The organism is Anoxybacillus sp. FSL W8-0382, assembly GCF_038003845.1.
In the GTDB taxonomy this organism is placed as follows: domain Bacteria; phylum Bacillota; class Bacilli; order Bacillales; family Anoxybacillaceae; genus Anoxybacillus; species Anoxybacillus flavithermus_G.
Genome location: NZ_JBBOPX010000001.1, coordinates 2,612,770 through 2,625,730 on the forward strand (window position 1 = coordinate 2,612,770; position 12,961 = coordinate 2,625,730).

General features: G+C 44.3%; 14 protein-coding genes. All 14 read right to left on the bottom strand.

Features of this window, described 5'->3' with window-relative positions; all coding sequences use genetic code 11:
* Positions 1-77: 77 nt before the first annotated feature.
* The 14 genes from iscB to nuoN all read right to left on the bottom strand — a co-directional run bounded on the left by iscB (position 78) and on the right by nuoN (position 12,959).
* Positions 78-1,358 (bottom strand): RNA-guided endonuclease IscB, encoded by a 1,281-nt coding sequence (gene iscB / locus NSS60_RS13805; RefSeq protein ID WP_340720912.1) that lies wholly within the window; start codon positions 1,356-1,358, stop codon positions 78-80.
* Positions 1,359-1,579: 221 nt separating this feature from the next.
* Entirely contained in the window at positions 1,580-2,017 is a 438-nt protein-coding gene (gene fabZ, locus NSS60_RS13810) for a 3-hydroxyacyl-ACP dehydratase FabZ (RefSeq protein WP_192948879.1), read from the bottom strand.
* A gap of 213 nt (positions 2,018-2,230) precedes the next feature.
* Positions 2,231-3,403, bottom strand: coding sequence for an RNA-guided endonuclease InsQ/TnpB family protein (locus tag NSS60_RS13815; protein ID WP_340720913.1), 1,173 nt, complete (start codon positions 3,401-3,403; stop codon positions 2,231-2,233).
* A 199-nt stretch (positions 3,404-3,602) separates the two neighbouring features.
* A complete protein-coding gene (locus NSS60_RS13820) occupies positions 3,603-3,815 on the bottom strand; it encodes a DNA-directed RNA polymerase subunit beta (RefSeq protein WP_004892959.1) in 213 nt (70 codons plus the stop codon).
* A gap of 14 nt (positions 3,816-3,829) precedes the next feature.
* Positions 3,830-4,654 (bottom strand): flagellar hook-basal body protein, encoded by an 825-nt coding sequence (locus NSS60_RS13825; RefSeq protein WP_340720914.1) that lies wholly within the window; start codon positions 4,652-4,654, stop codon positions 3,830-3,832.
* Between the two features lie 10 nt (positions 4,655-4,664).
* Positions 4,665-5,453 (bottom strand): flagellar basal-body rod protein FlgF, encoded by a 789-nt coding sequence (flgF, locus tag NSS60_RS13830; RefSeq protein ID WP_004892963.1) that lies wholly within the window; start codon positions 5,451-5,453, stop codon positions 4,665-4,667.
* 86 nt (positions 5,454-5,539) lie between these two features.
* On the bottom strand, positions 5,540-6,544 hold the full coding sequence (locus NSS60_RS13835) for a rod shape-determining protein (protein ID WP_004892967.1): 1,005 nt from the start codon (positions 6,542-6,544) through the stop codon (positions 5,540-5,542).
* 90 nt (positions 6,545-6,634) lie between these two features.
* Positions 6,635-6,898, bottom strand: coding sequence for a sporulation transcriptional regulator SpoIIID (gene spoIIID / locus NSS60_RS13840; RefSeq protein WP_003396966.1), 264 nt, complete (start codon positions 6,896-6,898; stop codon positions 6,635-6,637).
* Between the two features lie 222 nt (positions 6,899-7,120).
* Positions 7,121-7,903, bottom strand: coding sequence for a M23 family metallopeptidase (locus NSS60_RS13845; protein WP_240672274.1), 783 nt, complete (start codon positions 7,901-7,903; stop codon positions 7,121-7,123).
* A 74-nt stretch (positions 7,904-7,977) separates the two neighbouring features.
* On the bottom strand, positions 7,978-8,964 hold the full coding sequence (spoIID, locus tag NSS60_RS13850; RefSeq protein WP_064213966.1) for a stage II sporulation protein D: 987 nt from the start codon (positions 8,962-8,964) through the stop codon (positions 7,978-7,980).
* A 96-nt stretch (positions 8,965-9,060) separates the two neighbouring features.
* Entirely contained in the window at positions 9,061-10,359 is a 1,299-nt protein-coding gene (murA, locus tag NSS60_RS13855; RefSeq protein ID WP_064213965.1) for a UDP-N-acetylglucosamine 1-carboxyvinyltransferase, read from the bottom strand.
* Positions 10,360-10,390: 31 nt separating this feature from the next.
* A complete protein-coding gene (locus NSS60_RS13860) occupies positions 10,391-11,086 on the bottom strand; it encodes a YwmB family TATA-box binding protein (RefSeq protein ID WP_004892978.1) in 696 nt (231 codons plus the stop codon).
* Between the two features lie 82 nt (positions 11,087-11,168).
* Entirely contained in the window at positions 11,169-11,399 is a 231-nt protein-coding gene (locus tag NSS60_RS13865) for a DUF1146 family protein (protein ID WP_164875846.1), read from the bottom strand.
* Positions 11,400-11,456: 57 nt separating this feature from the next.
* Positions 11,457-12,959 (bottom strand): NADH-quinone oxidoreductase subunit NuoN, encoded by a 1,503-nt coding sequence (nuoN, locus tag NSS60_RS13870; protein ID WP_004892980.1) that lies wholly within the window; start codon positions 12,957-12,959, stop codon positions 11,457-11,459.
* Positions 12,960-12,961: the final 2 nt, after the last annotated feature.

The following is a 12,961-nucleotide window of genomic DNA, read 5'->3' on the forward strand; positions in this document are numbered from 1 at the left end:
GGAGACGATTATGCATTATTTTTCACGAAACTTACGCAAGGAAGCCCCTGCCTTTAGGCACGGGGAGGAATTGCACCTTACGCAAGTTCCGCCACCCCCTTTCCATAAGCATATCCGTCAAATCGCTGAATGACTTGGACATATCTATAATTTATTCCTTGTGCGATACGCTTTCCGTCCTTGCCTTTAATATCGAAACTTCCAGTCTTTCTACATGCGACTTCGCCAAACCAAACGCCTTGATATTTCCCTCTTGGGACAACAGCCTTAACCATGTCCCCTGTTTGAAAACCAAAGAAGAATTTTTGTCTTGCAAGATAACCTCTTGGGAAGCCATATCTATCTAGGTTTGTACGAGAGCGACTACCACGCCCTTTTGCCTTGATAAATAACACTTCTTTTGTTTTGAAATATAAGTGATTTGTTGTGCTTTCGCCTACACAACAAGCGTCAAAATAATGTGTTTTCGGCAAGTCTAAACGAACACGATTCATTTTTGTTCGTGCACCTGTTCCACACTCGACATCTAATCCTGTCTGTTTTAACACTTCATACACTTTCCATCTTGTCGAGTTGATAGCACTTGCATCTTTTAATGATTCTTTGACTTGCTTTTGAATGTGCGGATACCCGAATTCTTCTGCGGTTTGACTTCCTTTGCGCTGATTACAGTCATGACAGGCAAGACATAGGTTATCCACTCGGTCTGTTCCACCTCTTGATTTTGGAATGATATGCTCCACTTCAAGTGGAACATTTTCTTTTCCGCAATAACAACACTTCCGCCCAAACTTTTCAAGCAAATACTCCCGTACTTCATATCCTTGTAGCGTGCCTTGTTGATACTCTACACCATTGATTTCAGGATTTCGCATGAGTTGCGTGTCGAATTTGGCATTTTCGTATGATATATACCCAATGGGGCATAACTTCTTTAGGCGGTTAACCCATGTTTGGATATTTTGCACACGACTCTCTAGTGATGACGGCAACCACCCCTCCTTTCGCTTGCGGTTCAGAAAGCGTGGTTTTCTGTATCTTGTTTTTCGATTTCGTCTTGCTCGACGAAAAGCACGCCTTTTATCTATTCTTTCCTTGATGTCTGTGCGATGGTCAAGTTGCCCTAACCATACCACTTCTTGTCCTCGCAAAATCGCTAATCCTGTATGCCTGCTTCCATAGTCGATTTTTAGCCGATATGTTGCTTTAATTTCTGATTCGTCTACTGATTTTTTCAAGATGATGGTAAATGGAAATCGCCTGTAAATCGCCGCCTTCCCTTGTTTCAACAGCTTTCTTGCAACTGCTTCGTGACAAGGAGCAAGCGGACGTTTGTTTGTGTCTAACACAAAAACCATAGGGTTCTCCCCTTTCCTCTGCATAAAGCAGGTCATATTCTCCTCGACCATGTTATAGATGCTTGTTATGTGCAAGACACTAGCGCTACCCACCACGCTTGTTTAACCTTGCACGACAGAGGAACGGGCTGGAGAAGCACCCGAACGTGTCATGACATCTATAACGTAGGCTCTGTTTCAAGCCTTGGTCTGGTCAACATGGGGCTTACAAGCCCATGACTTTAGTCATTGGGTTGTTGACCGAGCGCAAACATCATTTCTGTTTCGCATACGAGCTCACCATCGACTGTGGCGATGCCTTTTCCTTTGCCAATTGCACCTTTAAAACGAATCATTTCGACTTCTAATCGTAATTGATCGCCCGGCTTTACTTGCTTTTTAAAGCGGCAGTTATCAATGCCGGTGAAAAAGGCGAGGCGACCGCGGTTTTCTTCTTTCATTAACATCGCGACAGCTCCCACTTGCGCAAGTGCTTCGACGATTAATACGCCAGGCATGACCGGATATTCAGGAAAATGGCCGACGAAAAATTGTTCGTTGGCGCTCACGTTTTTTATGCCGACGGCGCGTTTTCCTTCTTCCACTTCAACAATGCGATCAACGAGTAAAAACGGATAGCGATGTGGAATAATTTGTTGAATTTGTTGAATATCAAGCATACGAATTCCTCCTTTTTGACCTCCTCCCCCACTTACCAAAAGGTTGAAGTGGGGGATTCCCACGTTTCACCTTCGGTGAGGGGGTTCATTGGTTACCGTTACCTCCATCTCATCCGCATGGAAACCTATGGTGTCCAGACGGTTCGACCTCATCGGCTAGGTGTCCAGCACGGTCATGTGCCTTGACAAGGGCATAGAATCCCTGTCAGCGGGTTACCCCGCAATGGATGGTCGTGTGCTAATCACGAAACTGGCGTTCACATCTGCCTGTTTTTTGTAGCCACACGAGCATGTATAGAGCGGTCCTCTTCGGTTCGTCTTTTTGACTTTTCCACATTGGAAACATCCTTGACTTGTTTTGTAAGGGTCAACGTATTCGACCTTCAACCCTTTTAATTTTGCTTTATATTGGATTTTGATTTCCAAATCGTAAAATGCCCACGAATGAATGTTTCTATTACTTTGTTTCCAATGTTTTTTCATTTTTCGAATACCGCTTAAATCTTCTAGTTTGATGGTTTTTGCTCCGATTTGCTCGGCAAATCGGATGATTTTTTTACTGATGACATGATTCCAATAATCGATGACTCGTTGTTCTTTATTTTCAAGCCGTTTTAACGCTTTCATATTCTTCGCTTTTTGAAGTTGTTTACGAAGACGGTGGTATTTTCTTCGAATATGTCCAAGATATCGACCGTTGAAGATTTTGTATTCTCCAGTTTGTCCACAACCTGCCACGGCAATCATGCGAAGTCCACGGTCAACCCCGACTGATTTTTCGGTTTCGTCTGTATTTTCCTTTTCTTTGACCGTCAAGGTAATCGAAAACGCAAAATACCAACGTTTTTTCTTTTCATACAGTTGACCGTTTCCTTTTTTGATGTCAATAATTTGTTCGAAGGATGAGTCATAATACTTGTTGGTTTTATCCATTTCCCCGTTTAACAAAAAATGAACCCAAAATGACGTATATTCGTTCGTTCGAACAGGGACATATTTCTCTAACGTCAATCTTCCTTCGATGGTGGGGATTCCGAGTTTTAAATACCCGTTATCATATCGAAAATGCCAGTTTTGATTGTTAAAGAGAATCGTTTGTTTTTCCTTAAAACGAGGAAAACTTTTTGTTTTTTGATTCTTTTTCCAATCATCATATCGACTTAAGGCGAGTTTTCTCGCTTCTTGTTGGGTCGTGGTTGGAAGAATACTATCCTGCTTTAAAAGTTTATCAATGTCGGTGACAGCGATTTTTGGATTTGTTCGTTTGATATCCACCGCACGGTTTAAGAGCCTTGAAAACTCATTTCTCATCGTTTGATACATCTCTTGTTTCAATTTGGTAGGTTCGAATAATGGCAGTTTAATCGTCATCGTGACCTCTTTCACAGTTTCACCTCCTCTTTATTAGGATATGCCAAAGACTACCATCCATTCAAGAGTATTTTGATTTTTTTTAAACAAAAAATGACCGATTCATCCCCCACTTATGGAAGTGGAGGGTCTTCTCTGTCAGTATGATAAAAAAACGGAAGGATCTCCCTTCCGCCTTTTTTTCAATGTATCACGTTTTGAAGTGGTCTGTCCACTACTGTTTTTCGATTAAATCGACAATATGTTGCCACGTCGCTGGTTTTAACGCATCCCATGCGTTTCCTTCGCCAATTACACCGTAGCCGACCATCGCTCCGATCATCCCACTTAACAGAACGAGAACGAACACGATCACTAAACGAAGCCAAATCGGAATAAGGCGACGGCGCGGACGGCGAAGCGAGCGTTTTTGTTTTTTTTCTTCCATAATGATTTCCCTCTCTACGAACGAATGCCGTTAATTAGCCCCATCATTTGATCCGATAGCGTAATCGCACGAGCGTTAAGCTGATATGACCGTTGCGTAATCATCAGTTCACTCATTTCTGTCGCTAGCTCCACGTTTGATTGTTCTAGGGCGTATTGTTGTAATGAAATGTCGTTGCGATTATTGCCAGCTAAGTTGATTGTTGCGTCTTCCACATTGAGCCCATTTGGGAAAGCAAAACGGTTATCGCCAAGCGCTTGCATAAGTTGCGGGCGGGTGATATATGATACCCCGATGTTTACCGTCTGCATGATGTCTCCGTTTGGCGCAATGAATTGCATCGTGCCGTTTTGGGTGACTTGAATGTCTTTAAAACCGTCGCGGACAGTAATCGGCTCGTCGTTTTCATTTAGCACCGCATAACCATCAGCTGTTACAACCATAAGTTCGTCTGGATTGTTTGCGGACGGGCTAAGGTAAAACGCACCATCGCGCGTATATTGAATGTCGCCATCGACGGCGATGCGGAAAAATTGCCCTTCTTTCGTCAAAGCGAGATCAAGTGGACGATCTGTTTTTACGATCGAACCTTGTTTCATTTGCATATAGGTGGACGCAACTTTTGCGCCGACACCGAGGCGGACACCTGCTGGCGTCAGACGAGGCGCTTCGTCCGTTTTTAGCAAGTTCGTAAACTGTTGGGCGAGCAATTCACCAAATACGGCATCGCGTTTTTTAAACCCGGTCGTATTGACGTTGGCGATATTATGGCTAATGACGTCTAGTTGTTGTTGTAGTTGGTTCATCGTGTTGGCGGCAGTAATCATTGACCGAAGCATCGTCATCCCCCTACCTTAAGCGGCCGATTTCGTTTGCCGCTTTGTCCATACTTTTATCATATGCTTGTAAAATTTTTTGGTTCGCTTCAAACGCTCGGTAAGCTGAAAGCATATCTGTCATCGCACGAGACAAATCGACGTTTGAACGTTCCATATATTGTTGACGAATTGTATACGTGTCAGCAGGCGGAAGTTCTTGTTCGGCTCGAAATAAACCGTTCCCTTCTTTCGTAAGCGTTTGCACATTTTCGGCATAAGCGATGCGAAGGCGAGCAATTTGTTCGCCGTCTTTTGTGATCGTTCCGTCTTCAAGTACAGTAAACTGTTCATCGCCCACTTGAATACGGTTGCCTGTTTCATCGAGCACGTACAAGCCGTCTGTCGTCGTTAAAAAACCGTCGGCATCGATCGTAAAATGACCGTTTCGTGTGTAGCGCACGTCGCCGGCTTCATTTTGTACTGTAAAAAACGATGTGCCTGTCCCATCGACAATCGCTACATCAGTGTTGTTTCCTGTTTCGCGTATATCTCCTTGCGCAAAGTTCGGCACAAGTTCTTGCACGTACACCCCTGTCGATAGCGGACCAATGTACGTCCGATCGCGCCATGTGAGTTTTTTTTCTGTCGGAATCGTTGTTTGTTGAATGCGGTGCATTAGCATCTCTGGAAAGGCTCGCAACGATGCTTGATCAGCTTTGTAGCCCGGCGTATTCGCATTTGCGATATTGTTCGTCATCATCTCGATGCGGCGTTGTTGTGAAAGCATGCCTGAGACTGCTGTATATAGTCCGCGAAACATAAAACTCCCCCTCACCGTTTTTACACTACTTTCATTATAAAAGAAATGTGGGGAAAAAGCGAATAGGTACCATTTCCCAATGGTACCTATACGGGTTGACGATATGGAGCTTTGTCGATGTTATCAAGCATTAATCCTGTGCCGATCGCTACACAGTCCATCGGATTTTCCGCAATAAAGACCGGTACTTTTAATTCTTGCGCAAGCAGTTGGTCGATGCCGTGAAGCAATGCCCCACCTCCTGTTAAGAAAACGCCGCGGTCAATAATGTCGGCTGATAGTTCTGGCGGTGTGCGCTCAAGGACGCTTTTTGCTGTTTGGACGATCGTATATACCGTTTCGCGTAGCGCCTTTTCAATTTCACCGGAGCGAATCGTAATCGTTCTTGGTAAGCCTGTTACTAAATCGCGGCCGCGAATGTCCATCGCTTCATCGCGCGCATTCGGGAAAACAGTCGCGATATTGATTTTAATTTCTTCCGCTGTTCGCTCACCGATTAGTAGTTTATATTCTCGTTTAATATAGTTTAAAATTTCTTGGTCAAATTTATCGCCCGCTACTTTAATGGATGCGGATGTGACGATATCACCCATCGATAATACTGCAACGTCCGTTGTGCCCCCACCGATGTCGATCACCATGTTCCCTGAAGGCTGGAAAATGTCCATTCCCGCACCGATCGCTGCCACTTTCGGCTCTTCTTCTAAATATACCTTTTTGCCTCCGCTTTTTTCCGCTGCTTCTTTAATCACTTTTCGTTCGACGGACGTAATGTTTGTTGGACAGCAAATTAAAATGCGCGGTTTAGCAAACCATCCTTTTAAATTGAGTTTGCTTAAAAAATGTTTCAACATCGCTTCCGTAATTTCAAAATCTGCAATCACCCCGTCTTTTAACGGACGAATGGCAACAATATGCCCAGGCGTGCGCCCAACCATGCGCCACGCTTCTTCCCCTACCGCTAACACCCGCTTTGTATGTTGATCAATCGCAACGACGGAAGGTTCGTTCAATACGATGCCTTTCCCTTTTACATAAATCAACACGTTCGCCGTGCCGAGATCGATGCCGATATCCCTTGCGAAAAACATATATGTTCCTCCTTGCCATTTCTCCTAATAAAATATTCTACCACAACGATAACGAAAAAGAGTACATTTTTCGCAAGGGGAACGAGAAATTTACGTCGCTTGCTCGGTTTCTTTTTTATACTTTTTCTTCGTTGCTTCTCCTCCACGCAAATGGCGAATGGATTTATGGTAATCTAAAATTTCTTTTACTTCATTCGCTAATTCGGGGTTAATTTCCGGGAGCCTCTCCGTTAAGTCTTTATGGACGGTGCTTTTAGACACACCGAACTCTTTCGCGATGACGCGAACGGTTTTTCTCGTCTCCACGATATACTTGCCAATCTTGATTGTACGCTCTTTGATGTAATCGTGCACACTGCTCGCCCTCCCTAAGTTGGATGTGAGAAGTGTGAAATGAGACGTATAAGGCGTTGATCGCAGTGGCGTTTACTCGCTCATAACAAAGTCGTCAAGCTCATCTATTAATCGTTCATCTCACCTCAAACACCCTCGTTGTTCAAGTTTGTAATAGTGTATTAGGAAGGAAGAAAATATATGCCATAAAAAAGCGAACAGATGAGCATTTTGCCCATCTGTTCATGTTCTTGCCATTCCGATCGAAGCATCTGGAACAGTACTTGACGGATCACTTTGTTGTTCATTCGTTTTTTCTTGATTCGTTTCTTGCTGTTCCGTTGTTTGTTGTTCTTTGTTTTCTAATGCGCTTAGCGGTTGATCGAAGTAAGCGACAGGGTTGACCGCTTGCCCATCTTTACGAATTTCGAAGTGGACGTGCACGCCTGCTTCTTTATTAAACTCGCTTGTGCCCGCTTTTGCGATCACTTGTCCTTGTTTTACTGTATCGCCTGTTTTCACCTGTACGTCTTTTAATGATTGATATACCGTTACAACGCCGCGATCATGTTGAATATGAACGATGTAGCCAAAGAGCGGATCTTTCTCCGCTTTAATGACCGTTCCGCTTAACGATGCGGTCACATCAAAGCTTTCGCCGTTTTTCATCGCGATGTCGACACCTTTGTTCGGATAATATTCATCATTATAAGAGACGAGAGCAGCTTCTTGTTCTTCGGCTGATGCTTGAAAATCGTAAAATGGTTTAGCGATTTCAACAGCGTTTGGATCAAGGACAGGCATAATGATTTGTTCAACCGCTTGTTGTACCGGAACAGATTCTTGTTCATTCACCGCCGTTCCTTGTTCTGTTTGCTCATCAACAGGCGGTTGGACGATGTCGTTTGTTTTGCTTTGGAACCAAAGCACACCTGTTAAAATGAGCGCTGCGCTTAACAAATAAACGGAAGGAACAACCCAACGTTTACGGAACAACTTTGAAACTTTTTTGTTTTCTTCTTTCATGTTCATCACCTCAGCAACCATTGTGAACAGAAAGAAGCGCATTTATACACGTAAAAATAAAAAAATTTGCCGCTTCAAAATTTTGAAGCGACAAGTGAAAGATCGTGAATTTGTACCCCTTGATAATAATATGTGACAATCTCTTTATACGTTTTTCCTTGTTTCGCTAAAAAGTTCGCACCGTATTGACTCATCCCGACGCCGTGACCGTATCCTTTTGTCGTAATGACGATGTTATTTCCTTTCCTCTCCCACGTAAAATCAGTTGATTTTAACTGCAGCTTTTCGCGCACGTCACGGCCAGTGAGCTGTTTCCCGTTAATATCAACAAGAGCGACGCGTTTTCCCGGCGTGCGTGCAAGCACTTTGCCAACGGATCCGTCTTTTGGCAGTTTCACACCGAGCCGTTGTTCAAATTCGCGAACGGATATTGTCATTTGTTCGTAAAACTTTGGCGACTGTTCATCCCACGGGCTTTCAACGCTCGTTAAATACGGAAACGCGTTTTGCCAATACGCTTCTGAGTTTTCCGTATAGCCATTGCTTGTCGAAAAAAACGCCGCTTCAATCGGCTCGTTGTTGTACGTTAAAATTTGCCCTCTCGTTGCCTCGACCGCTTCTTTAATTTTTTTCATTTTCCATTCGTAACTCATGCCCCATAGTTGTTTTAACTGTTCTTCGTTATAATACACTTGATGCATGACCGTATCGGTGACGTTCGCCCCTTCTGGCAGTTCAATCGTCTGTTTATGCATAAGCTGTTTAACAATGTACGTCCTTGCGGTAAGCGCTTGTGCTTTTAGCGCTTCCATTTCAAATTCCGCTGGCATTTCTGCCGCTACGACGCCGATGACATATTGTTCAAGCGGAAGCCGTTCGACTTTCTTTTCTTTACTTCGGTATACCGCCACTTCCACGATCGGTTCATCGCGCGCTTGAACGTGCTTCGGTTCGGCCGAAAGGGGTATGCTCTGCTTTTCCCCAAACGCTAAAACGACTAACGCAGGAATAAGTAAAATAAGTGTAAATAGTGTTATTGTTGCGATGATCCATTGTCGCAATCCGATCCCCCCTTTGTCATTACTAAACTGTATGCGAGGGGACAAGCATATATGCAAAAAACGACCATTCGCCTCCGCAAACGGTCGCTTTTATGTTCATCCAACGTCTGTCATTTGTGTTTGTGCCGTATCGACATCCTCGCGGACACGCTCGATGTCAGCACCTAGAGCGGCTAACTTTTCATGAAAACGAACGTAACCGCGATCTAAATGCTTCAGCTCCGTTACGCGCGTATATCCTTCCGCCGCTAGCCCGGCTAAAATAAGCGCAGCAGCTGCACGCAAGTCCGTTGCGGCTACTTCCGCCCCTTGCAAGTTGCATGGGCCATTAATGATGACCGAACGGCCTTCAATTTTCATGTCAGCATTCATGCGACGAAATTCTTCGACGTGCATAAAGCGTTTTTCAAATACCGTTTCGGTTACCATGCTTGTGCCTTCTGCTTTCATCAATAGCGCCATCATTTGTGATTGCATATCTGTTGGAAAGCCGGGATGCGGCATCGTTTTGACGTCTACCGCTTTTAATTTGTCTGGCGCAATGACGCGCAAACCGTTATCTTCTTCAACGATCGTGACACCCATTTCCTCGAGCTTTGCGATTAACGACGTTAAATGTTCTGGCACCGCACCTTGTACAAGGACGTTTCCGCCTGTAATGGCAGCGGCAATCATAAACGTTCCGGCTTCAATGCGATCAGGAATAACTGTATGCTCGGCACCATATAATGTAGTAACACCGTCAATGCGAATCGTGCCTGTTCCAGCCCCGCGCACTTTCGCACCCATGGCGTTTAAAAAGTTTGCCAAGTCAACGATTTCTGGTTCTTTCGCACAGTTTTCAATGATCGTTGTGCCTTCAGCTAACACGGCCGCCATCATAATGTTTTCCGTCGCACCAACGCTCGGGAAGTCTAAATAAATTTTCGCACCGCGCAATTTTCCATTCACTTCTGCGTCGATAAAACCGTTGCCGATTTTCACCGTTGCACCCATCGCTTCAAATCCTTTTAAATGTTGGTCAATCGGTCGTGAGCCGATCGCACAGCCGCCCGGTAGCGCCACGCGCGCGCGGCCTTTACGCGCAAGCAACGGTCCCATCACTAATACAGATGCGCGCATTTTTCGTACATATTCAAAAGGTGCTTCAATCGTTAGCTCTCCAGATGCATCAACGACAATTTTGTTGTTGCCAACCGTTACGTCCGCTTGTAAATGACGCAACACTTCACTAATCGTATATACATCGGAGAGTTCAGGTACATCGTAAATGACGCTCTTTCCTTCACTCGCTAATAATGTTGCGGCGATGACAGGCAACACAGCGTTTTTCGCACCTTCCACTTTCACTGTGCCACTCAACCGCTTCCCGCCGCGGACGATGATTTTTTCCAAGGCATTCCCCTCCGCGTCCAAAGTCTCTATATTAATATTCAGATGTAATGATTGGGGTGCCAATGACAACGGTCGTTCGCGCGCCCAATCCGTTTTGTCGTAACGCCAGTTGAAGATTCATTTGTTGTTGTCCGACAGAAAGTGATGTCTTCCACTGCTCAGTATATGCTGAGAGGGAGACAAATGTCTCTTCACGCAATGATTCGATCGGTTGCGCTTGAAATGAAGCAAGCAAGCGAACCGCCTTGTCAAACAAAACACCTTTCATCTTACCATCGAATTCCCCTGTAATACAAGTAAAAAATGTAGGTTTTTCGAATAATTTTGTCGTTTGTCGGACGAGCGTGCGTTCGAGTTGTTTATTCCACGTTGAACCGGTTGCTTCGTATAAAACAAGGACAGCTGGATGATGAGCGTTCGTGATAAGTTGAATCGTTTCAACGTAAGCGGAGGTTTCACGTTTGCCAATCATCTTGTGCGGTTCAACCGTCCAACGAAAAGAGGACCATGTTCTCACGTATTGTTGGATCCAGTTGTGAGGGTCTGTCGTGAGCACTTGCTCTTTGGCGTAGACGTTCCATCGTTTGAGGTAAATATGATGAGCGTCAAATACGCCGAGCATGTCGTTTATTTTCGTTATTTCTCTTTCGACACGTTCACCATCATACATCCGATAACCACTTAATAACAAACAAAAAATAACGAGTGCCAACCATCTTTTTCTCATCTTTTTTCCCCTTCCTCTCCTTAGCTTTATTGTTGCCAGATCGGAAGGGAACATACGTGAAAAAAATCGACAACGCTCGCGTTTAAAGTAAAAATGGCAACTGACGCGACCAGCGTAAATAATCTAAAAAGAAGTTGCTCACTAATGAGCCAATAGCAATCGTAATTAAAATGTAAAAGACGCGCGCTTGAATGATACGATTTGGTTTGAAAATGACTTCAAGTCGAACCGCTTGTAACGTCCACCACGTCACCGTAATAAAAAATAAATGAGAAAGTAAACTAATTAACGCCTCTTGTCCAAATACTTCCACGTTTATTCCTCCTTTCACAAAAGAAAATGGAAGGGTAAACCCCTTCCATTATACGTCTTATTGAAGAAAATCGCTAAAATGTTCAAACGGTGCAAGGAAATCGTAAGCGATGTTTGGAAACACCCCTAATAAAACGGTGCCGATGACACAAATAACGACAACCGCAATGACCCCAGGTGGCCACTCTAATCGGTGCGTATGTTCGACTGGTCGGAAAAACATTTGGACGAAAATTCCAAAGTAATATACGTAAGAGATGACCGTTGTGATCACCATAATCGACGCGAGCACATAATGAGCAGGCTCGACGATAAACGCCCCGAGGAAAATATTCATTTTCCCGATAAATCCAGCTGTCCCTGGGATACCTGCAAGCGATAGTAAAAAGATTGTCATCGCAATCGCCATAAGCGGCGAGCGGCGGTACAAACCGGCAAATATGCTTATATCTTCATCATCATGATGTTGAGAAACGACTTGCAAAATAGCAAATGCACCGATCGTCATAAATACATATGCTAATAAGTAAAACCAAATCGCTTCAAACATAAACATCGACAAGCTCGCAAAAGCAACTAATACATATCCAGCATGCGCCACGCTTGAATATGCGAGCATACGCTTCACGTTTCGTTGTCGAAGGGCAATCGTATTGCCGATAATCATCGTTGCTCCTGCTAAAAAAGCGATATATGGCGCAAGCGTCATCAACATGGAAGCGGAACTTCCGGCTGGCGTTTGCGCAAAGACGGAAACAATGACGCGCAACACGATGACAAATCCAGCTGTTTTAGAAACAACGCTTAAAAACGAAACAACGGGCGTCGTTGCACCTTGATATACATCAGGCGCCCACATATGAAACGGAGCGGATGCTAATTTAAACGATAATCCAACAAACGTGAGCAAAAAGGCGAGCGATAAAACGTATTGATGATTTTCATCGGACGTACTCGCAAGTTGTACGGCAATTTCTTTTATATTTGTCGACCCGGTAAAGCCAAATATGTAGCTCATTCCGAACAACGTAATGGCTGTTGCGATACTTCCTGTAATGACGTATTTCAACGCCGCTTCATTCGCTAACGTATGTTTTTTCCGAATGGCGACGAGAATATAAGAGGAAATCGACAATAGTTCAAGACCGACAAACAATGTAATGAGATCGCCGCTTGATGCCATCATCATCGCGCCGAGAAGCGCCGTTAAAAATAAGTAATAAAATTCGCCACGGTAGGCGATGCGCTCATTCGGTTCGTAATGAATCGCAAGAAGTAACACGAGCGCACTACCGATGAGCAATAACGCTTTAAACGATTTCGCAAACGAATCGAGGCGAAACGTATCATCTAAAATGGATGTAACATCACTCGTCCATAACCCAAGCAACGATACGAACGAAACGGCGACGCCAACGAAAGCAAATAAGCCAAGCAGCTGCCGATTGCGATTTTCTGGAATAAATAGGTCGATGAGCGAGAGCGCGACGGCTACGCCGAGAATAATAAATTCCGGCATCATGACGCCCCATTGATAACTAAGTAATGTTTCAAAATCCATCT

Excerpts from the sequence above, each read along its gene's own strand:
- iscB (WP_340720912.1), bottom strand. The coding sequence starts at position 1,358 with ATGGTTTTTGTGTTAGACACAAACAAACGTCCGCTTGCTCCTTGTCAC.
- fabZ (WP_192948879.1), bottom strand. The coding sequence starts at position 2,017 with ATGCTTGATATTCAACAAATTCAACAAATTATTCCACATCGCTATCCG.
- NSS60_RS13820 (WP_004892959.1), bottom strand. The coding sequence starts at position 3,815 with ATGGAAGAAAAAAAACAAAAACGCTCGCTTCGCCGTCCGCGCCGTCGC.
- NSS60_RS13825 (WP_340720914.1), bottom strand. The coding sequence starts at position 4,654 with ATGCTTCGGTCAATGATTACTGCCGCCAACACGATGAACCAACTACAA.
- flgF (WP_004892963.1), bottom strand. The coding sequence starts at position 5,453 with ATGTTTCGCGGACTATATACAGCAGTCTCAGGCATGCTTTCACAACAA.
- NSS60_RS13835 (WP_004892967.1), bottom strand. The coding sequence starts at position 6,544 with ATGTTTTTCGCAAGGGATATCGGCATCGATCTCGGCACGGCGAACGTG.
- NSS60_RS13845 (WP_240672274.1), bottom strand. The coding sequence starts at position 7,903 with ATGAAAGAAGAAAACAAAAAAGTTTCAAAGTTGTTCCGTAAACGTTGG.
- NSS60_RS13860 (WP_004892978.1), bottom strand. The coding sequence starts at position 11,086 with ATGAGAAAAAGATGGTTGGCACTCGTTATTTTTTGTTTGTTATTAAGT.
- nuoN (WP_004892980.1), bottom strand. The coding sequence starts at position 12,959 with ATGGATTTTGAAACATTACTTAGTTATCAATGGGGCGTCATGATGCCG.